Consider the following 22,798-nt stretch of genomic DNA (forward strand, 5'->3'; position numbering starts at 1 on the left):
ACAAATGCAAGCAAAGTATGGGTGTTTTTTTTCAGAGTGTATTTGAAGTAATCTTTGTTTTCGGTCTGCTTTTACTTTTTGTGGTTTCCATTATCATTCTAAAACCATTTCGGGTACACCGCAAGAGGCCGATAACAACCATTGCCCTCAAAGGAAGCTATCTTCTCTTTCTGGCATCTTTTCTGATTTTTACCTATCTTTTACTTTTCGGTCCCAAACAAATCGACGAAAGCCTTCAGCCTTACGATTCGCTCTTCAACATTCATTTTTTATTTTATTTATCGGCTTCAGTAGTTCCAAATGTTGGCATCATGTTGCGCCGTCAGATACGGAAAAAGCGTATTGAGTTTAACCTTATGCTTCTGGCTGTGAATATCATTTACCTGGCTTATATGGTTTTTGCCATTGTTTCTGGAACCTGGGCATTAATTTAAAACTCTATTACTGAGCTAAAACTTCCTTGTTTTAGATACCGAATGCCATGCTATCTTCAGATAAAAAGCAATGTTAATCTTTGCTAAATCAGGGCAATTTATTTTTGAAAGTTTTAGAAATCGTGCAATTGTTATTACTTTCGGGCAGCTTTTAAGACCAAGCAGTTATGATGAAGAATTTTTTAATTATCCTCACATTATTTTCAGGCTTTTCGAGTGCATTTTCACAAGCGGAGTACAAATCGAAAAATCGACAGTACGATATTCAATTGGATACCCTTTCCAATGGCATATGGACTTTACCGGATACTGCTGACAATAAAGTAATAGACTCCCTCTTTATTTCCTACACCGGATTACCCGATTATGGAGATTTGATTGTGCCCGACCTCGAACTGATGATGAAATCGGCCTGGTACGAAAGCAAAGCCTTTTTTCTTTTCAGGCAGCTCGACGACTCCCTTGTAAACGGGTATGAAAACGGAGTACCTGACCCGACAATAGCCAGCGGACTGGAAAACCGCGATGCCATTGCACTTTATTTCTATCTTTCTGAAACCAGCGAATGGATGGATTCAGAAGACAGCATTTATATTACTGGTGATTATGTTCATTCTACTGCCTGGATTAGGTATGTTTGGGGAACTGCGGACTTCGAAGGCGAAAAAGCCGGGGTGGATATTGGGTCCTTGCAGGATGCAGGTTGCGAAATGGTACATTGGAAAGATGGAAACTACTGCTATTCAAAACTTTCCCTTGATTTTTCTATTCTTGCCCCCCATTTGGTTCAATACGATACTACATTAGTTGATACCGGTTCAACTCCGGGGACTTACATTACAGCTAAAATCATCGATTCCTTAACGGTTGGTTTTGCGATTGAACTTACAGAAACCGATAAAGAACGTGAGCTGGACGGACTTTTTGAATTACAAACCAGGGCATATTGGGCCAACGATTACGACAGCCTGCCTATGGAACCCCGAAACATGAGCCGCTGGGGTCGTTTAAGGTTTGTCTATGGTGATACTCTTCTTTATACACCTGTAAAATTTGCTACTCACGATTATGCCCGGATATATCCCAATCCGGCAAATGAAGTTGTATATGTGCAGCTCGAAAAGGCAACCGAAGCGAGTTATGATCTTTACGACCTGACTGGCCGTATAGTTGTAAACGGTACCATTTCCAATTCCTTTGCTAGCATTGAAGTCGGAGATATCAGATCTGGAATGTATCTTTTACAGATCAGGCAAAAGGGCGAATACCCGCTGACGAAAAGAATTTTAAAGCTTTAGGTTGAATCCTCGAACCGATTTGCATTGCAGTCTGATTGGCGATTTACAGTAGATACAAAATAAAAAGAGGCTTCCGGAACGGAAGCCTCTTTTCTACCTAAATCCAACCAAACCCTACATCAAAATCTTATAGTCTCTTATCTAACCTTTTTTCAAAATCTTATGATACAAAGATAAGGTGCAGACAGGTGCATTTGTATTCGTATAATTACTTAAAAAGTGTGTGCTTTGACTCAATTTAGTATGGGTAAAAACCGACATTTTTAGCCAAATATTTTTAGAGGGAGGATTTCATTTGCATCTTTTCAGTATTTTCTCGTTCAATCCGGTGTATTCTTAAAGTGAGTGTAAAAAATAACCATGCTTTGCAAACTTCAAATAGCGAGGTAGACCTAATAAAAAAGTGTGTTTATCCATCTTGGAAAGCAAAACCATTCGAGACCAAATATTCTCATTTTAGAATGGAAATTCTTCTTCCACAACTGTTTCGAGTGCTTCTTGCTTGGGTTTTTCTGCCAGTACATGTAAAGTGTTGGCTGCCACGAATATGGCAGGGTGCGGATCGGTAACCGGACAGGCATACTCACAGGCTCCGCAACCTATGCAAATAGAAGGATCAATTTCAGGAGCAGGCAGGCCGTTGTAGTAAGGCACCATCTTCACAGCCTGGGTTGGGCAGTGTTCGGAGCATGAGCCGCAGGCTGTTGCTTCTGTTTCGACGATGCATTTATTCATGCGCAGTACTACCTTGCCCACCTGGGTGAGTTTTTTCTGTTCCTTTTCCAATTTTACAATGGCACCAGTCGGACATACCTCGCCACATTTGCGGCATTCGTAATTGCAATAATTCACTGCAAAATCCATTTTCGGAAGGTTCATCCCCGTAAATCCGTACTCCAGAAAACTGGGTTGTAAAACTTTTGTCGGGCAAACCGCAATACAAAGGTGACAGGCTACACAACTGCTTTTTAAATGATCAATGCCAATAGCACCTGGGGGTGCAATGGGGCCACGGCTAAAGAAACAGATTTTATCTTCGTGTTCTTCTTCTGATTTATTTTCGTTGACTGCAAAAACAGGAAGTGCTTTTGCGGCAAGAAAAGCTGTGGTGGTGGCCAGAAATAATCTTCTTCCTCCATCGCTGGAAGTGACAGGTTTTTTTGCCAGACCGATGGCTGATTTTTTGTAAGTAATGGAATTCTCCGAACAAATTGGAATGCAATTAAAGCAATTCACACAGCGTGACTCATCGATGTGCATGTTTTTTATGTTGATGCAATTCGATTTGCAAACAGACTGACATTTTCCGCACTGGGTGCAAGAAGACGGGTTTATTTTCAGTTTAAACAAAGATATTTTCGACAACAAGCCTAAAAATGTACCCACCGGGCAGATGCTGTTGCAATAGAGCCGCTCGTATGCCATGGAAAGGTAAATCAGCAGGGCCAGGCTGCCGCCGGCAAAACTAACGGAAGCCAGGTGCAAGGTATTTATTTTCACAGCGTGCAGGGTAGAGGCAGGAATTAGCTTGGCAATGATGTTGTTAGTCCAACCAAGTGCTGGTTGATAAAGGTTTGCTGCCATGCGCCCGAAAAGAGCATAGGGGTCGAGCAGGTTGAAAACAAGAACACCTGTAAATAAAAGTGATATCAAAGCCAGCACCAAAACGCTATAACGAAGTACACGATGAGCTTGCTTAAACCGGAGTCCTTTCTTCGGCATCCACTTTAACCTGATATGGATAAAAAAATCCTGCAAAACACCGAGTGGGCATATGGTAGAACAATAAACCCGTCCTGCCAGCAGCGTAAGTAACAATACCACAATAAACCCCAGGGAAAGCACAGCAAGGGGTGTAAAAAACTTAATTACCGAAGGAACAAATTGCAGGTATAGAATAGCCGAATGCCAGCGGGAAGGCATATTTCCTCTGAAATCGGCAAATGAAACCAGAAAAGCTGCAAAGAAAACAAGGGCCAACACAAGCCTTATTTTCTTAAAATGTTTCTGCATACCTAAATACTGATGCGTTTGATTGACAAGGTATCGAGTTTACTTGTGCCAACCATTAACTGTTCTGCAAGCCCGATGTGTGCCACATCGCTTATTTCCAATCCAAATACCTTCACTGCAGCAGCATCTGCAGCTACCATGTCGGCCGAAAGGATTTGGTATTTCATATTCACCACGTCCTGCACCGAAACGCCACGTGGTCCGTTTCGTTTCATTACATTGTAACCGTCAATTACATTCAGATCGGGCTTGCGGTAGGTAGCAAAATCGGCTATGCACTGGTGCAGGTCGTTTTTGTGCCAGAAGCCCCGGTCCCAAACTACTCCCATAAGGTTTTTCATGGCCAGCGACATGGTGGCTCCCCCATGGTTTTTTAATACAGGCACGTTGATAAACACATCCGATTGAATAATTAACTCATGTACCTCGGCGGTTTTCAGACTTTTTCCTTTTGGGAGGGATATTTTCCTGTATTTCGACTGGTCATTGCCTGAGACTACAAGCCCTCCGGCATCTTTTACAGCCTTTTCAATTCCACTGTTGCGGTAACAGCGGGTCCACTCATCGCAGGTATTGTCGAACACAGTTACCGATTTGGCTCCGGCTTTTACACATTGTTCCACAATTTTACCTACCAGCTTGGGGTTGGTATTGGCAGCTCTTTCAGGTGGGGCATCCCAACCAATGTTGGGTTTTACCACTACGGTCTGTCCCTTTTTTACAAAGCGACCCATGCAACCGAGTTCGGCAATGGCCATCATAAACATGGTATCGGGTTCGCCGCCTTTAATGGCTACCAGGTCGTAAGAGTTTTGCAGGTTTGCAGGGGAGCCGAAGGCTTCATTCAATGCTCCTGTTCCTATCAGTGCCCCAGATGCCAGCGAGGCACCTACCGATGTGCGGATAAAATCTCTTCGTTTCATAATTGAATATTAAGGGCTTCAAATTAGAACATTTTTTGCCTAAAATGAAAGATTTTAACTACTAATTAAATTCACTTTCGCTTTTTTAACGATTGATAGGATTGAATACATTTCGAAGGTTTAATCAGTGATTACTGACTAACTATCGTTTTTCTTTTTGTATATTTAGTTTAAGCCAAATATAAAGTTCATGATAGACCAAATTGAATTTGACTTGCTGAAGGAAGACAACAAAAAACTCTTGCACCAGCTGGAACTGATACGTCATACAGTAATTCTAAAATCCTACAAGTTAGGTACCGATTTTTTTAATGCGCTTGTCACACAGTTAAATGAGGCACTGAAGGCTGATTTTACTTTTATCGGCAAGCTTTGCAACGACTCAGACATACAAACCCTTTCGGTGTTTAGTCAGAATGCCCTTCAAGCTAATTTCTCTTATACACTGGCCAATACTCCCTGCGCAACGCTTATTGGAAATCCTTCCTGTTGTTATTCTGATAAGGTAACGGAATTATTCCCTGACGACCACATGCTGATAGAAATGGGTGTTTCGGGCTACCTCGGTGTTTCGCTTTTTGATTCAAAAAAACAGGCTACCGGAATCCTGGTATCGCTTTTTAAAAGACCCATACAAGATGCTTTATTTAAAGAAACCCTGCTTTTAATTTATGCCTCACAGGCTGGTGGTGAATTGGAGCACATGAATCATTACCGGCAACTCGAAGAATCGAGAAAAGAATTGGAATTGAAGCATACCGAGCTCGCCGAACGAAACAAAGAGCTGCATGCTCTTGAAGAAGAACTTCGGAATACCAACGAGCAACTTTTTCGTTCGAACGAGGTGCTGGTGGTGAGTGAACAAATAGCGAGTATACAAAATCAGCGCCTGGCAAATCTGTTCAACAATGTACCCGATGGCTTGATACTGGAGTCGTATAAGGGGATTGTTTTGCGTGTCAATAAGAAGTTTTGCGAACTTTTTGAACTCAACCTTCCACCAGTAATGCTGGAAGAGGCCAATTCGCGGCAGGTAGCCGAACGCGTCAGTAATCAATTTTTAAACTCTGATGCATTTCTCGACCGCACCGACAGTATCCTGCGCGAAGGAAAAAGAGTTTCGGGCGAAGAGCTCGAACTAAAGGATGGTCGTTTTTTTGAACGCGATTTTTTTCCGGTAGGCATGGGTGAGGGGCAAATAGAAAAATTATGGGTTTACCGTGATGTGTCGGCCCGAAAAGTACGCGAGAAGAGTGAGAAAAAACTTACACAACGCATTGAGGCGGCCTTGCGTTCGGGTAATATGGCTTGGTGGGAGGTTGAATTGCCCTCCGGGAAAATGGTTTTTGATAAGAGGAAGGCCGAAATGTTAGGCTATAATCCCGACGAATTTAATTGCATCGACGATTTTGGAAAATACATCCATCCCGAAGACAAGGAAAATGCTGACAGGTGCATGGAGCTATGTATTACTGGCCAGAGAAAAATTTACGAGGCAGAATACCGGATTCTTAATCGCCAGGGGAATTACAGATGGTTTTTTGATACGGGCGAAATTGTGGAGCGTAATACAGAAAAGGGAATTACCTGGATTGTTGGCCTTGTGGAAGATATCACAGAGCGTAAAGAAGCAGAGCAATCGCTCAGGGAAAGTGAAGAAAGACTGGAACTTTCCATCAATGGTGCCGGGCTGGGATTGTGGATGTGGAACATGCAAACAGGTGCTACCACTTACAACGAACGTTGGGCTGAGATTTTGGGTTATTCGCTCAAAGAGCTAATCCCAACTACCATCGACACCTGGAACCAGTTGGTGCACCCAGAGGATATGGCAGTATCGGTAGAAGCTCTGCATAGCCATGTGTTAGGCAAATCAGAATTTTACGAATGCGAAGTAAGAATGCGGCATAAAGACGGTCATTGGGTTTGGGTGCTGGACCGCGGTAAAGTGTTTGAAAGGGATAAGGCGGGAAATCCGCTGCGAATGAGCGGCACACAATCGGATATTTCGGCACGCAAAGCCACCGAAGCCGAGCTGCACCTCACCCAAATGCGCTATTCAGATTTCGTAAATGTATCGAACGATCTTGTTTCTTATTGGAAACTTCCGGATGGTTTAAGCGCCGATCTACCCACCCGGGATCAACACAATCTTATTCTAAGTGCCATGTGCCTGGATGCCAACCGGGCCTTTTTGGAAGCAGTTGGTTTGAATTCAAAAGATGAAATGATTGGCGTTTTAATGAAGGATTTTTTAGACTATACTTTATACAGGGAAGCAATCAATACCTTTATTCAAGCCAACTATAAGATTGTAAATTTCCCTACTCATGCCATGTTAAGCAACGGAAAGGAAGCTTATAATCTCGCCTCGTGGTATGGCATTACTGAGGACAATGAATTAAAATATATATGGGCAGTTGGTAAAAATATTACTGAGCTTAAGCTGGCCGAAATACAAATTCAAAGGAACGAAAAACAGTTACAGCTTATTTTCGATAATTCTCCTGTGATCATGATGCTGCTGAATGAGCATGCCGAAATTCTTCGTATCAATAAAACCGGCAAACAATACAGCGGACTAGATACAGATTCTGTCAGGCATCGACAGCCGGGCGACCTGCTCAATTGCATTGAAACCATCTATTTGCCCCAAGGCTGTGGAACAGGTGAGGTTTGTAAATCTTGTACACTACGGCTGATTATATTAGAGGCTATTTCTTCTGGCATGGGCGTTACAAAAATAGAAACCTCTGTTAGAATTCAAAACAAAGAGTACATTGAAAATCGTGATATTACCATTTCAGTCGTTCCGGCAATTGGCGAAAATGAAAAAACTTACCTGCTCACCATCGATGACATTACCGATCGGAAACTAGCTGAAAAGGCTCTGGAAGAAAGTTATAGCAAGTTTAAAGCCCTTGCCGATTATACCTACGATTGGGAATACTGGATAGGACCGGATGACAGGTACATTTACATTTCTCCATCCTGCGAGCGGATTTCGGGTTACAAGGCTGAAGAATTTGTCAATAATCCGCAGCTATTCGATTCCATTGTGCTCGAAGAGGATCGTTTTGACTGGATGCAACATTCGAAAAATCTCCAACATTTGCCAGGAAATGAAAATCCGATAGAGTTTCGCATCCTCACCCGAAAAGGTAAAATAAAATGGATTTCGCATGTATGCCGTCAAGTGACCGATACAAATGGCAGCTACAGGGGTGTTCGGGCCACAAACCGTGATATCACCGTGCAAAAACTTTCGCAGATTGCTCTTACCGAAAGTGAGATGCGGTTTAAACAATTGGCAGAAATTTCGCAGGAAGGCATTATCATTCATAAAAATGGTGTGCTCATTGACGCGAACAAAGCTTTTCTTGCACTTACTGGCTATAAGTTCGAAGAAATTCTGGGGACAAATTTTTTTGATACTTTCTTTTCATCTCAAGACAGAGAATTGGCTATTGATAGAACTACGCAGGATTATAATCTGCCATGGGAAGTTGAAATATACAAGAATAACAGTAAGACTTTTTTGGCAGAAATTTTATCGAAAAAAATATCCACCAGTCAACCCTTAAGGGCAGTATCGGTTCGGGATATTTCTGAACAGAAACAGATGCAGCAGAAAATTTTACATGCCATTATCCAGACAGAAGAGCAGGAACGACGGCGTGTGGCTCAGGACCTGCACGATGGATTAGGTCCTATTCTTTCTACCATTAAACTGCTGAGTCAAACCTACATGAATACACAAAATGAGGAGTTTCGCAATAAACTGAAAGACCAATTGCTGTCAGGAATCGAAGAAGCCCTGGATCAGACCTCGTCTATTGCCAACAACTTAAGTCCCCATGTATTAATTGACTTTGGATTAAAGGTGGCCATTCAAAAATTTATCGAAAAAGTTCAGCGAATTAATGAGCTAAAAGTAGTATTTGCATACGACTTAGCGGATCCAATACAAAGCGATGTGGAAATAACACTTTACCGGGTAACCATCGAGCTTATAAATAATACGCTAAAGCATTCCGGCGCCTCAGAGATGAACATAGTTTATAAAAGTTCGGTCCACAATATTTATTTTCATTTTTCCGATAATGGGTCAGGTTTTCAATTCGAAGAAAAGAGAAATGCCAATACCAGTATGGGTCTTTTTAACATAGTGAACCGGGTTAAATCGCTTGGGGGTACAGTCTTTTTTGAAAATCCAAGTCAGGGAGGTATCCGTTACGAAATATGCCTTCCGAATAAAAACACAGATTAAATTTGAAGGATAGGGCTATTGATATTTTCAATGTTTTTAGATACATTTATTAAAAGCACAAAAATGAAGATTTACCTTGTCGACGATAATGATACCTTTCGTGCCAATCTGAAGCTGTATCTCGAAGGCCACTTGAATTACCAGGTGATAGGAGAAACAGACAGTGGCAGAGTATTTCTTGATGCTACCAATGTTAGCGCAGATGTAGTGCTGATGGACATTAATATGCCTGAATTAAATGGAGTCGATACTACCAAGTTTTCTACCTGGCAAAACAGGAATCTGAAGATTATTGCGGTTTCGCAGTATAAAGAAAATGTTGATTTGCAGCAATTAATAGGTGCCGGATTTAAGGGTTTTGTAAGTAAAACAAATCTTTTCAGCGACCTTGACCGTGCCATCAAAACTGTTGCAGAAGGGGGGTATTTTTTCCCAGAAGGTATAAAAATTTCATTCTAAATACTCATTTCCATCATTTAACATATTATAAACTGAACCTCATGAAAAATCTGAACATTGCCCAGAAACTGATAGTTGGTTTTAGCATCATTATTCTTCTATTTGGTATTTGCATTACCTATACGCTCATTGATTTAAGAACCCTACAGGAACTGCAGGACGAAAGTGTAAAGCGTGCTGCCGATGGTATTGTAATTGAAGAAGCTGCGGGCATGAGCGATCGTCTTTTGCAGGTTTTTGCCATCACCCTGATTAGTCTTGATGGCAAAGCTTTCTCCTCAAAGTGGGAAGCAGTGACAAATGAAGTCAGAGAAGATTTAGAAAGCATAAAAGCTATAGCAGATACCGAAAAAGAGGAGGAGTTATTGCAACAGGCTGGTGTTGAGATACAAAAAATTGTACTAGTTTATGACGAGATGGTCAAACAATTAAACAATGGGATAATCGATAAAGATGCCTTTATGAGTTTATTTAACCAGGCTCAGGACGCAGCTCAGGAAGCTCACGATGATTTGTTGATGATTGAGGAGAGTGTTGGCGGGGAAATTAAGATTGCTCATGAAGAATATATACGCAAAAGTAACTCGGTGTATTATGTATCCTTGTTTCTCGCACTTTTGTCCATTGTGGTATCGGTAATTCTGGTTGTTACCCTTGTCAATTATATTGCTAAACCGTTAAAATCTGCCATGGGGTTTGCCAATGCAATTTCTAATGGCGATTTAACTAAAAGCCTTGCAATCAATCAGCAAGATGAAACAGGAAAATTGGTGTTAGCCCTCGATCAAATGAACATAAAACTTCGGGAGGTTGTAGGGTCGGTAATTAGTGGCATGCAATCGATTGCTGCTGCCAGCCAGCAATTAAGCAGTACAGCCCAGGTATTATCGCAGGGAGCCAGCGAACAGGCTTCTTCAATAGAAGAGGTTTCTTCAACCATGGAAGAAATTGCCTCGAACATTTATCAGAACACAGAAAACTCTCAACAAACCGAGAAAATTTCGATTGAGGCCAATAATGGAATTAAAGAAGTAGCCGACAGGGCTTCGCGGGCAGTTATGGCGAATAAAGAAATTGCAACTAAAATTACTGTCGTAAACGATATAGCTTTTCAAACGAATATTCTTGCCCTTAATGCAGCGGTAGAAGCTGCCAGGGCTGGTGAACATGGCAGAGGCTTTGCTGTGGTAGCTGCCGAAGTTCGTAAACTAGCCGAACGCAGCAAGCTTGCGGCCGAAGAGATCGTTAACCTTGCTGGAAATAGTTTGGAACTGGCCCAGGGTGCCGGATCGGTTATGATGAATACCATTCCGAAAATTGAAAATACCACTAAGCTTGTGCAGGAGATTAGCGCCTCCAGTGCAGAACAGAGCAATGGTGCTACCCAGGTTAATAATGCCATTCAGCAGCTCAATAACGTTACCCAGCAAACGGCTGCTGCCAGCGAAGAGCTTGCCACCAGTGCCGAAGAGATGGCCGGTCAGGTGCAAACTCTTACCGAGATAATCAGTTTCTTTAAAACGGATAACCAATCGAAAGCTGGTTCGAAAAACAAGTTGTTTCAGCCAGCCGGAAGATCTGGTTTTTTACAAACCTCAGCCAAACATCCCAAAAGTACTGGAGCCAAAATTGTGTTGTCGCCAAAAGAAAATGATGCAGACTTTGAAAACTTTTAGTACGCAGACCCTAATGATTTTTTCACAATTAATCTGTTTTTTATGATACCTCATACCTTTAATTGGGAAGAAATTCTTTATACCGGCCATACTGTCATTGATAGCCAGCATCGCAAACTTGTTGATTTGCTCAATTCACTTATTACGGCTTATTCACTTAGTAACGAGAAAGCTGTTATCACCAAAATACTTTTTGAGTTAGAGGATTATGCACATTTTCATTTTCTCGAAGAAGAAACGCTGTTGTCTCGCATGGAACATTATCCAACCCACGAACATCTTAAAGAGCATAAAGAATTTACCCGAAGAATTAATGAATTAAAGTTCGATTATGTATCAGATAACCGGATGGTAGTGCCCGAACTAATTGATTACCTGAAGAACTGGATTAAAAACCATATTCTGGGTATCGATAAAGTCGAGCTCACAGCCTTATTGCGCTATGAGGTTGGTTTGGAAGTATCATAACCCTGAAGCTGCAAAAAATACCTAATTATTGGGATGTGGGAAATGATGGCATCAATTTACCTTGCAGCCCTGTATAACTTAGAAGTACTTTTAAAATGATTTGGTTTGTTTTGCAACGATTTTTTTCTTTAAGGTGTTGGCAGCACTATCATTCCAATGTTTCCCGCCTTTTTATAATGCGGCCTTTTCTTTTCGTTTTTTCATGTATTATTTTTCCGAGTGCTTCAGCTCAGGATGAGGGACTCATGGTTGAAGCATGTTATGTGGGAGAATATTTTTCTAATCTTTCGGGGGGCATTAAAACCGGCCGAACCTATCAGGGGCTGCTCGATTTTGGTGTAAGATTGAATACAAACCATCTGGGTCTATGGAAACAGGGTGAGTTCTTTGCCCTTATCGAAAATACCCATGGAGGTTCTCCCTCAGCCAACTACCTGGGCGACCTGCAAGTGGCTTCCAATATCGATAATGGCGATTTTACCTATTTGTACGAATTATGGTACCAACATCAATTCGAAAGGCTTCGTTTGCGTGCGGGGCTCATGGATCTGAACAGTGATTTTGTAGTATCCGAATCCGCTGGTAATTTTCTGAACAGCTCTTTTGGAGTCCTTTCTACAATGCCACTTAATATGCCTGCGCCAATTTTTCCGCTCACTGCATTGGGTTTGCTGGCCGACTATTCAGTTTCAGAAAAACTTGCCCTAAAGGCCGCCATTTATGATGGTAATCCGGGCGATTATGAGAACAATCGTTATAACATCGAATGGAATATCAGTAACAACGATGGCTTTTTATATGCTTTCGAAAGCCATTATCAATATAGCTTTGCGACTGCCTATCAGGGAAGTATTAAACTGGGGGGAGTATATCATTCGGGCCGTTTTAATTACCAGGTCGATACTCTTCGGCAGGGTGTGGGTAACTATGCCTTGCATCTGATAGCAGAAAACACTTTAATACCGAAACCTGAAGGCGAAAAAGGAAAACTCGATGCCTTTTTTCGGCTTGGTTATGCTCCCGATCAGCAGAAAAGTTTGAACAGTTTGAATACCATTGCCGGCTTATGCCTTACCGGCCTGTTTTCAAGAGCTGCCAACGACCAATTGGGGCTGGCATTTACGCATGCTAAAATTAACCGGAAGGTGCTGGAGATTTATCCTTTCGATCCGTTTGAATTGGCAATCGAAGTCAATTACACCCTTTTATTAGGAAAGCATTTCAGCATCCATCCCGATTTTCAATACATCATTAATCCGGGCGTGAATAGTGAGCTCGAAAATGCTGTGGCATTCTTTCTTCGGTTTGTGGTTACAAACTAATCACCCGGCACACTTTTCTGCTTTTTGTGTTTTACTTGCTGTAAAGTTGATACCAAAGAAGAAATACTCACGTAAAATGCGACTTTTTTGCGCCAGAACCTTTTCCTTTTCGATAATCACTTCCATGGGTTTTTTGTTAAACAGAAAAGGCGGGTAAACCCGGATGTATTCAATCTGCTGCGGATCTATTTTAAAATTACGGTTCGCAAAAATACCTTTCCATGCCTTGAGGCTGCGGGTATTTTCGTTGCCAAATAGAATATTTTCGCCCAGGGTCTCATCATACACTTCAACTATGCGATTATACCCTCTTTCTTTGAAACGTTTGAGGTTGTTGATGAGGTTATTGCCGTTTTCTTCGCTGACAATAAGTTTGCCCTCGGGTTGAAGGATGGTGTAAAACACCTTCATGGCCTGGTCAATGGGTTCGATATGGTGCAGGGTATCCTGCGCCACAATGTAGTCGAAGGTGCCGGGAGCATAATTTGAACGTAATATATTTTCGTATTTAAATTCTACCAGGCTTTTATCGAGGTAAGGAGCCCAATAATCGAGTCGGTTTTCAATTTCCGAAAAATAATATTCGAGTGTGGTGCCGGTAACTTTATGTCCCATAAATGCCAGCATAAGCGAGGTGGTGCCGTATCCGCACCCTACGTCGAGAATTTTGGAGCCAGGTTTAGTAACTGATTTTACCACGTATTCAAGACGCTGCTGGTAATAAGCCCGGCGGAAAGCATAGCTTTTTTTATTGTTCAATAGGCGGTGGTAATGCCTGATCTGACTGTTTTGTTCAAGTTCGGCAAGAAAAAGATCGAAGAATTGCTGAAAAGTACCCATTTCAATTTCCGTTGACAGAGATTTGTTTTTAAGATTAGAAGCTAAATAATGGAAAATCTCTGGTATCAACCTGTGGTGCCCATGGCATTGGCAATGGCATTGATGCTTCGGAGCAGATTGTATAAAAGGTGTTCAGCTTCATCAACCAATCCTTCACTTTTAGCCTTACGCCACATGGCGAGCAGGCGGACTTGTTCTTTATGCAGTGGAATCAGGGCACTGGCGCGAAGAAGGGTAGAAAGATGATGGTTCTTGCGACGCTCAGACATGGGTTTTTCCAACAGGTCCAACATCATATTTTTAGAAAGACTAAGCTCATTTAGCAATAACCCGAGTATTTCCTTTCGGGTGCTTTCTTTTTTCACAAGGCTGCTGTAAAGGGTAATAATCTCTTCATTTGCAGAGGCAAGACTGGTATCGATGTTGGTGAGCAGGTACCTGACAAAGTTATTGGATTTGGCATATTTTTTAAGATCGTCGTACCTTGTAGGTTGTTGCTCTTTCAGTAGCTTTAGTGTTGTGCCAAAGCCATACCAACCAGAAATAAGAGTGCGCGACTGGGTCCAGCTAAATACCCAGGGTATGGCGCGCAGGTCGTTCAGGGTTCTTTTCCCGCTTCGCCGCGCTGGCCTGGAGCCTATTTTGCTCGACTCAATGGCATCGATGGGAGTGGCCTGTTCGTAATATTCTACAAACGAAGGGTTGCTGGTCAGGGACTTGAAAGATTTAAAACTTTGCTCCGACAAAAACGAAAACAGATCGTAAAGTTTCTGATCGGTATGGGTTTGGTTCAAACTGTTGAGTACTGTCTGATGTGTGGTGCCAGCAAGGAGCAATTCGAGGTTGTAGGCCGCATTTACTTTGTTGGCATACTTGCGCTCAATGGTTTCGCCCTGTTCGGTAATTCTTATAAAACCATCGAGGGTACCTTCGGGCAATGACTTTAAAAACCAATTGGTAGGTCCTGCACCCCGGCTGATGGTACCGCCCTTGCCATGAAAAAAGCGGATATTGACACCGTGTTTTTTTCCTACTTCGGTAAGTTGCAGTTGGGTAAAATATAGCTGCCATGCACTGGCCAAAATACCGCCGTCTTTGTTGCTGTCGCTGTAACCTATCATTACCTCCTGCACGGGCATGTGCCAGCGACGTTTTTTTTCGCACGTATTCCAGGCTGTTTTTAGTAACCTGATGGCTAAGGAAAGTATCGAGAATCTGAGGACTGTTGATAAGGTCCTCGATGGTTTCGAATAAAGGGGTTACCGGCAGTGTGCATACGAGGCCTTTGGAGGAATTATGCGAAAGTCCGGCTTCGCGCATAAATAAGTATACAGAAAATAAGTCAGAAACATTGCGTGTCATGCTTACTATGAACGAACCCAGCACGCGCTCTGAATATTTGCTGATGTATTCCGAAAGTGTGAAAAATGTACTTACCACCTCACGGGCCTGTTCTGATACAAGATGGTCTACCCGGTTAATAAAGGGCCGGTTATTCTCCAGTTCCTCCAATATTAGCTGGTCGAGGCGAAGTTTGCCATGCTCCAGGGATTTATACTTAACCGGAAGACTGGATTTAATTATTTCCAACAAGGCATCTTCGTAATATTTGCTGTTTTGTCTGATATCGAGGTGGGTGAGGTGAAAACCAAAGATACGGATATGACGCAAAAGTTTTTGCACATCGTTATTGGCGAGCGATTTAGCCCCAAAATCTATCAGTGCATGCTGCATAATCAGCAGGTCTGCCTCCAGTTCAGCAGAAGCTTTATAGGAATTGGATGTATCGAGCAGTTCGATGTTGCCGCCATCCTTTTCAGAAATGGGAAGTTTGCGTTTGAGAAGTGCCAGAAAACGGGTAAAAGGTTCTGAGTTTAAGCTATCTTTTTTCCAATTTAATTCATTTTCAAGTTGTTTCAGGCGGTCTCTAAACAAGGGCAAAAGATAATCTTCATCGCAGTATATACTGAGATTTTCCGAAAGGCTGTCGAGGTGTTTTTTAATCAGTTTGAAGGCGTGCAACCTGAAAACTTTAAGTGTATGTTCTGTAACACCGGCAGTAACCAATGGATGACCGTCGCGATCGCCACCGACCCAGTTGCCAAAGGTAAGACTTGGGTAAAGGTTGGTGTCCTGTATAAAAGCAGGGTCGAAACCTGTTTTTTCCCAGGCTTGTTTGAATTTAAAATCGAGGTAGGGAAGTACTTCCGGAAACACCTTATAAAAATAGTAAAGCACATTTTCAAGCTCCGATTCTACCTCGGGTTTTTCGATGAATATTTCGCCAATAAACCAGAGTTTATGCAATATTTGCTTTATCTCGTATTTAATTTCTTCGCGCTCGAAGCTGGTATATATCGGATTTTCGCGTTTTACCAGCAGAAGATAGAGCTCACGGTACAGACTCAGGCTCACCGGACGTTTAGCCTCGGTTGGGTGGGCTGTAAGAACTGGTTCCACAAAAATATTAGGCAAGTGTTTGGCTATATCTTCTTCGTGTGCGCCTTTTTCCTTAAGGTCGGCCAGCACGCTGCCCCACAGTCCGTTTACACTCGAAATACCTTCTTTTTCCAGTTTTATGCGGCGGTTTTGTACAGCTCCGTTTACTTCGGTAAGGTTTAGTAACTGAAAACAAATGGAGTACAGATGCAGCACCTGATCAGGTTGTGAGTTTTTTATATCGCTTACTCCTTTGCCTATCCATGGGATACATTGGGCAAGGTTGGATTCGTTATTCTCCACCAGCACTTCAGCGAGGCACTCCAGCAAAAACTGAAGGTCGCGGTAAGGTTTGCCTAGTTCGGTTTGTATTTTTTCTAGCAGCGTGTTCATTACTTATGCGTGTTAGGCTTATAGGCTGAATTCTTTCTCCACCTTTACATGTTGTAGCACAAAGGTAGTGGAAATGTTTATTGTATTTTGCATTTGAAGGAACAAGGAATTCCTAAATATTTACTGTGTTGAGTAATTCAGAAGCAGAATAGTATCTCCGATAAGAGCTAGAATTTCCAGAAAACAGGAATAAGAAAAATGCTAATGATCATTACGATGATATTCAAAGGAATACCAATTCGTAAGAAATCCTTGAACTTATATTCACCAATACCTTGCACAATCATGTTCGTCTGGTAACCTATGGGGGTTGCAAAGCTTGCCGATGCCGCAATGGCAATGGCAATAAAAAACGGATGTGCATTTACATTCATTTGTATGGCTGCCGACATGGCAATGGGGAACATTAAGGCTACTGCCGCATTGTTGGTAATGATCTCGGTAAAAATTGTAGTAAGCAGATAGATAGCAGCCATTACCGTAATCGGGCCAATGTCCTTTGTAAGACCAATCATCTGGTTGGCAATGCCATCTGCTAGTCCAGAATTTTGCACACCCTTACTGATTCCAAATGCACAGGCAATGGTAATGAGCACATCCCAGCTTACTACTCCGGTATAGTTGCGCGCCGACATTATTTTGGTCCAGAACATGATCATGGCTACCAGGGCTGCCATAAAAAACATATCGATCTTGGTACCATTGAGTGCCGGAATTTTATCGCTGAGCGTGGCACCTAAAATCATGGCTATTGTTAACCCTGTGGCAAACCAGATTTTTAGTTTGCTTTGAGGAACTTCCAACTCACCTTTCTCCGACAGCAGGTAAAAATCGTTCGAACCTTGCCAACGATCGAGAAATACCGGTGTAGCAATTATTACCAGGCAATCGCCCGATTGTATCACCACATCACCGGTATGGGTGGTTATTTTTTCGCCGTTGCGGTTAATGGCAGCTACTATGCCGCGGTAATACTTAAAAAAGTCAAATTCTTTGAGGCTTAGTCCGGTCAGCGGAGAGCTTTCCGATACTACAGCTTCTATCTTCATAAGTTTGCGGCTACGGAAATGGATGTCGATATTTTCATAATCTTCAATATCCACTCCGGGCAGGGAAATGAGCGTTTCCATGATGTTCTCACCTCCCATAATCACCAGCTTATCTCCGGCATTCAGTTTTGTTTCGCCAGAGGTTGCTTCGTTCGATGTGCCCTTATGCTCGACCATGGTTACAAATATCTCCCTGTGTTCGGGGAAATGGCCGTTTACTATCTTTTTTCCGATAAACGGACTTCCCGCAGGAATGATGACATTGTAATAGTAGTTTTTCTTTGCACTCTCAAACTCCTTTTTGCTGAGCCGTTTTCCGGGTAAAAGAAAGGGTGCAGCAAAAGCAATGTAAATAATTCCAAAAAGGGTTACAAACACTCCGATTTTACCAAGTTCAAACATACTTAAACCACCAAATCCGTTTTCGAGCATCAAACCATGCACTACCAGGTTGGTAGAGGTGCCAATAAGGGTGCACATGCCCCCCAGTATGGTGGCATACGAAAGCGGAATAAGAAATTTTGAGGGAGGCAGACGAAGTTTTTCGGACCACTTTTTAATTACTGGGGCAAAAATTACCACTATTGGTGTGTTATTCAGAAAGGCCGATATAGCCGCAATCGGCAACATCATTTTTAAGAGTAAGAAGGGGATTAGTCCTTTCTTTTTCGGTAAAAAGTAGCGTACTAAAAGGTTGAGTGCTCCGGTCTGACGTATACCTTCCGAAACAAAGAAAAGTACAAATACAGTAAGCATTCCTTTGTTCGAAAAACCCACCAGGGCTTCTTCGGGGCTTATTATTCCTGTGGCAATTAACACGGTTAGCGCTGAGAACAAAATAATTCCAGGACGCAGGTGCTCTCTGGCCAGGAAATAAAGCATGGCCAGTATAACCGCTAATACAATAATCCACTGAAAATCCATAGCATAGATTGAACTGCCGAAGATATCAAAATTTGAATATTGGCTTTTATTTTTTGTGTGTAAATAAGCTAAGTATTTAAACGTATTTTTTTCATGCTTACTACTCAATTTTTAAGCTTGCAGCTTTTTATTTATGGTGATGGGAAACTGGCTGTTTCGAAAAAATTATGTGCGAATTGATTATTAAGGTGCCCCAGTAGGGAGAAATTTGCCTGCAAACTTTCTGAACTATTATTTTTCAGCTACCTTTGATTCAATATTTTTTATTGGCGAAACAATACTAAAGTTTGCTATTTTATTTCGTCACTTATTTTAAAGCTGTCAAAGTATCGCTTTTTAATTAAGTTTGAACTGGTTATTATACTCTTCAATTCCAGTGAGCTGTTTGCAGGAGTAAATTTAATACTTACAAAAAGGAGACTGGTTCAGGCAGCTGACCCATTAATTATAAATGATTCTGGATAAATACCTAGCCCCAGCAATTGATGTCAGATAATACAATCGACCGTTTTACCACTCTTGCCAGAGAGCATTTTAAGCTTTACCTGAGCATAGGTCTTTCGGTATTTCTTTTTATACTTTTCTTTCAACCTTTTGAAGTCGAGGTTTTTGATTTTGAAAATATTTTATTGTTTTATACGGGTTTCGGTTTCATTGTTTTTATTTTTCTTATCGTCCTTCTGGCTGTTTTTCAATCGCTTTTCGCACAAGACAGAGATGCCCAGGTTGAAAATTCTATACTTATTTACTTTTACCACTTTAGCCTATTCGCTTCTACAAGTCTTGCATTTCTATTTTATCTTCGCTATGTGGGACAAGTACCCATTACATTCATTCTCACTATCAAGGCTATACTTATTTGCATGAGTTGCGCTGTGGTTTTATACTTCCGCAGAACCTATTCTCAAACTCAATCGCGATACAGGAACCTTCTCATTGAAAACAAGGTGCTTCACAATAAACTAAATCAGTTGTCCGATACTTTTTCCAGCAAATACGTTGAGCTGATCTCGGAAAATATTTCTGATAATTTCCGCATTCAACTATCTTCCATCGTGTTTCTTAAATCGGCCGACAATTATGTCGAAGTCAGTTATCTCGAGGGAGAAGAGCTTCGCAAAAAACTTTTACGCACCACCCTTAAAATTCTCGAACAGCAACTTAAAGAATACGGAAATTTTATTCGTACTCACCGTACCTGCATAGTTAATGCGCAATACATCGAACGCATCCAAAAAAAGTTGAACTCTATTTGGTTAATACTATCGGAAACCAAAGAGTTAATACCCGTTTCCCGGCAATATTTAATGTCGGTAAAAGACATGCTATGAGGGTTTTGGGGCGAATGCGATTCGCCTAATCCTTGAGTTATTGGCCAAATTGTTTTCCTTTCAGCCTCAAATCCAGTTGACTTAATCCCTTCGATTTTTACCAGGCTCATTGCTGTTGTAAATTTGTACCGATATTGTAGAAATATTGAACATGAATGTATTACTGGTATATCCAAAGTATCCTGATACCTATTGGGGCTTCAAGCATGCATTGAAATTTATTTCGAAAAAAGCTGCCGTGCCTCCTTTAGGTTTGATTACTGTTTCGGCCATGCTACCGAATGGTTGGAATAAAAAGCTGGTAGACCTTAACATAGAAAACTTGAATGATAAAGACCTTGACTGGGCCGACTATGTGTTTATCAGCAGCATGTATGTCCAAAAAGAATCGGTCGATTTGGTACTTGACCGTTGTACGCGGCACAAAGTGAAAATAGTGGCCGGGGGCCCTTTGTTCACGCAAGAATATCAGAATTATCCGCAGGTACATCATTTTATACTAAACGAGGCCGAGATAACCCTGCCTCCATTTCTGCGCGACCTTGAAACTGGCAGGCAGCCCGATAGGATCTATCAAACCGACAGTTATGCCGATATGCATCAATCGCCGGTGCCGGACTATCAATTGCTCAACCTCAAGGCTTATGCCCTTATGAATGTGCAAGTGTCGAGGGGTTGCCCTTATGCCTGCGATTTTTGCGAAATAACCGCACTACTTGGCCGTAAAGTCAGGATGAAAAGCACCAGACAACTATTGGATGAACTTGAAGTACTCTATAATTTGAATTGGAGAGGAACAGTTGCTGTCGTCGATGACAACTTTATAGGGCGCAAATCGGTAATTAAAAACGAGCTCTTACCCGGTCTGATCGATTGGATGAAAGCACATAAGTATCCTTTTCAGTTTAGTGCACAATCCTCTATCGAACTGGCTGACGATGAGCTATTACTTGAAAGAATAAGACAAGCTGGTTTTGTATCTGCATTTATAGGTATAGAAACACCAGACGAATTGGCACTTCAGCAATGCCATAAAGTACAAAACGAAAACAGAGATTTAATTCAGAATGTAAAGAAAATCCAAAACGCAGGCTTGCAGGTTTCTGGTGGTTTTATTGTAGGTTTCGACAGCGACACGCCATCTATTTTTCAGCGCCAGATCGATTTTATCCAAAACAGCGGCATTGTATCGGCAATGGTGGGTTTGCTCAATGCCCCCAAAAACACCAACCTCTACCGTCAGATGGAAAAAGAAGACCGCCTGACCATAGAAGCCACTGGAAGCAATACCGATTTTACTATGAATTTTAAACCAAAGATGAATAATTTGGTTTTAATGGAGGGCTATCATAGAATTATCCGAAATATTTATTCCGAAAAGCCATATTATAAACGAATAAGGGTTTTCTTTAGAAATTATAAACCAGCGAAAAAAGTAAAAGTAAAACTCGATATTACTCGAATCATGGCATTTTTCCGATCAGTAATTATTATAGGGATTTTCAATAAAGGCAGGGGCGAATACTGGAAATTTCTGCTTTGGACTCTCTTTAGAAAGCCTGAGTTATTTACAGATGCTGTAGTATTTACAGTTTACGGATATCATTATCGCACAATTTATGGTTTGCGCAAAGCAGGGAATTAATCAAAAAAATTAGCTAGCCTTGCAACAGTTATTCAATTTAACATCAATTCGAAATTATTAAACGATGAAACGAGCATGATTCGTTAAACACAAACAAGGATAAAAATTCATCATGCGAGTTCCGTCCAACCTTATTAAAAATTTATTTACGGATGAAAACATATAAATTTTCCGCTGAAAACACCGAATTCATTACGGAGCTTAGAAAAGAAGTAAAGGAATACTTTACCAAAAATAAACTTCAACAATATGGTAATTACCGCATTATTATTAAATCTGTGGTAATGACAGTCTTGTATTTTGTACCCTATGGCCTTATGGTTTCCGGACTGGTACCTTCGGTGTGGATGTCTCTTCTGGCTTGGTTTCTTATGGGCATTGGCATGGCAGGCCTTGGTATGGTAACCATGCACGATGCGAATCATAATTCCTTCTCCGGAAATAAAAATGTAAACCGATGGGTGGGTAAATCCCTGTATCTGCTGGGTGGTTTTCCTCCAAATTGGCGTTTTCAGCACAATACCCTTCACCACGGATACACCAATATCGATGGACAGGATGAGGATATTGCTCATGTGGGTGTCCTGCGTTTTTCGCCACACCAACCCTTAAAAGGAGTGCATAAATATCAATACCTTTATGCCTGGCTGTTGTATTCATTGATGACTATATCGTGGATTACAGCCAAAGACTTTAAAAGGTTTTCGCAGTATAAGAGTCAGCAAGCTCCTTTGAGCGATAAAAGCTATAACCAACTGTTTACAGAGTTGTTGCTGTCGAAAGTGGTTTATTACACTTTGTTTCTGATCCTTCCCTTGATTATTATTCCTTTTGCCTGGTATTGGATTCTGGCAGGTTTTTTACTTATGCACTTAACCGGAGGATTTATTCTTACCATCATCTTTCAAACTGCTCATGTGGTGCCAACTTCGGAGTATCCTTTACCCGATGGCGAAGGTCGAATGGACAATAGCTGGGCCATACATCAATTGCATACCACAGCTGATTTTGCCCCAGATAGCAAATTGCTCTCGTGGTATATCGGAGGTTTAAACTACCAGATCGAACACCACTTGTTTCCGAATATCAGTCATGTTCATTATAAAGCTATTTCCGGGCTGGTGCAAAAAGCTGCCCAGAAACACGGAGTTCCTTATTATGTCAATAAAAGCTTCTTTAAAGCTTTAGTTGAGCATGGCCGTATGCTCAAGCTTTTAGGTAAAATTGATCTTGTAAAAGCGCCGGTTCCAGTTCAGGTTGGCCTGGCGGTATAGAATGTATCGTTTTATTAAATGATTTTTATTTATATGTTGT

General features: G+C 41.5%; 14 protein-coding genes and 1 pseudogene. 10 read left to right on the forward strand and 5 right to left on the reverse strand.

The genetic code is table 11. The features are described from left to right. Window positions 1-17: 17 nt before the first annotated feature. A complete protein-coding gene (locus tag IPM71_11430) occupies window positions 18-434 on the forward strand; it encodes a hypothetical protein (GenBank protein ID QQS50199.1) in 417 nt (138 codons plus the stop codon). Window positions 435-601: 167 nt separating this feature from the next. Next, a complete protein-coding gene (locus tag IPM71_11435; protein ID QQS50200.1) occupies window positions 602-1,732 on the forward strand; it encodes a T9SS type A sorting domain-containing protein in 1,131 nt (376 codons plus the stop codon). A gap of 456 nt (window positions 1,733-2,188) precedes the next feature. On the opposite strand, the gene IPM71_11440 is transcribed toward IPM71_11435, so the two are convergent. Then, window positions 2,189-3,745 carry a 4Fe-4S dicluster domain-containing protein gene (locus tag IPM71_11440; protein QQS50201.1) on the reverse strand — a complete coding sequence of 519 codons (1,557 nt, stop codon included), beginning with the start codon at window positions 3,743-3,745 and terminating at the stop codon, window positions 2,189-2,191. 2 nt (window positions 3,746-3,747) lie between these two features. Beyond that, window positions 3,748-4,668, reverse strand: a complete 921-nt coding sequence (locus IPM71_11445) for a DUF362 domain-containing protein (GenBank protein ID QQS50202.1) — start codon at window positions 4,666-4,668, stop codon at window positions 3,748-3,750. A gap of 190 nt (window positions 4,669-4,858) precedes the next feature. Here IPM71_11445 and IPM71_11450 point away from each other — a divergent pair, with 190 nt between their 5' ends. The 5 genes from IPM71_11450 to IPM71_11470 all read left to right on the forward strand — a co-directional run bounded on the left by IPM71_11450 (window position 4,859) and on the right by IPM71_11470 (window position 12,863). Beyond that, on the forward strand, window positions 4,859-8,938 hold the full coding sequence (locus IPM71_11450; protein ID QQS50203.1) for a PAS domain S-box protein: 4,080 nt from the start codon (window positions 4,859-4,861) through the stop codon (window positions 8,936-8,938). 63 nt (window positions 8,939-9,001) lie between these two features. Next, the gene (locus IPM71_11455) at window positions 9,002-9,397 is read left to right on the forward strand and encodes a response regulator transcription factor (GenBank protein ID QQS50204.1); all 396 of its coding nucleotides are present in this window, start codon (window positions 9,002-9,004) and stop codon (window positions 9,395-9,397) included. 41 nt (window positions 9,398-9,438) lie between these two features. Then, window positions 9,439-11,073, forward strand: coding sequence for a HAMP domain-containing protein (locus IPM71_11460; protein QQS50205.1), 1,635 nt, complete (start codon window positions 9,439-9,441; stop codon window positions 11,071-11,073). A 42-nt stretch (window positions 11,074-11,115) separates the two neighbouring features. Continuing rightward, window positions 11,116-11,541, forward strand: a complete 426-nt coding sequence (locus tag IPM71_11465; GenBank protein ID QQS50206.1) for a hemerythrin family protein — start codon at window positions 11,116-11,118, stop codon at window positions 11,539-11,541. Between the two features lie 263 nt (window positions 11,542-11,804). Then, window positions 11,805-12,863 carry a carbohydrate porin gene (locus tag IPM71_11470; GenBank protein ID QQS50207.1) on the forward strand — a complete coding sequence of 353 codons (1,059 nt, stop codon included), beginning with the start codon at window positions 11,805-11,807 and terminating at the stop codon, window positions 12,861-12,863. Here the strand turns inward: IPM71_11470 and IPM71_11475 are convergent, their stop codons facing one another. From IPM71_11475 to IPM71_11485, 3 genes and pseudogenes are all read right to left on the reverse strand, one after another. Further along, window positions 12,864-13,703 (reverse strand): class I SAM-dependent methyltransferase, encoded by an 840-nt coding sequence (locus IPM71_11475; GenBank protein QQS50208.1) that lies wholly within the window; start codon window positions 13,701-13,703, stop codon window positions 12,864-12,866. Between the two features lie 65 nt (window positions 13,704-13,768). Then, window positions 13,769-16,535 (reverse strand): annotated as a pseudogene (locus IPM71_11480) (phosphoenolpyruvate carboxylase). Between the two features lie 167 nt (window positions 16,536-16,702). Further along, window positions 16,703-18,508, reverse strand: a complete 1,806-nt coding sequence (locus IPM71_11485; GenBank protein ID QQS50209.1) for an SLC13 family permease — start codon at window positions 18,506-18,508, stop codon at window positions 16,703-16,705. Between the two features lie 485 nt (window positions 18,509-18,993). On the opposite strand from IPM71_11485, the gene IPM71_11490 reads away from it, so the two are divergent. From IPM71_11490 to IPM71_11500, 3 genes are all read left to right on the forward strand, one after another. Then, the gene (locus IPM71_11490; GenBank protein ID QQS50210.1) at window positions 18,994-19,839 is read left to right on the forward strand and encodes a LytTR family transcriptional regulator; all 846 of its coding nucleotides are present in this window, start codon (window positions 18,994-18,996) and stop codon (window positions 19,837-19,839) included. A gap of 151 nt (window positions 19,840-19,990) precedes the next feature. Next, entirely contained in the window at window positions 19,991-21,484 is a 1,494-nt protein-coding gene (locus tag IPM71_11495) for a B12-binding domain-containing radical SAM protein (protein ID QQS50211.1), read from the forward strand. Between the two features lie 152 nt (window positions 21,485-21,636). Next, window positions 21,637-22,758: an acyl-CoA desaturase gene (locus IPM71_11500; protein ID QQS50212.1), complete on the forward strand. Its 1,122-nt coding sequence runs from the start codon at window positions 21,637-21,639 to the stop codon at window positions 22,756-22,758. Window positions 22,759-22,798: the final 40 nt, after the last annotated feature.

The sequence above is a fragment of the Bacteroidota bacterium genome (assembly GCA_016699695.1).
Classification (GTDB): domain Bacteria; phylum Bacteroidota; class Bacteroidia; order Bacteroidales; family UBA10428; genus UBA10428.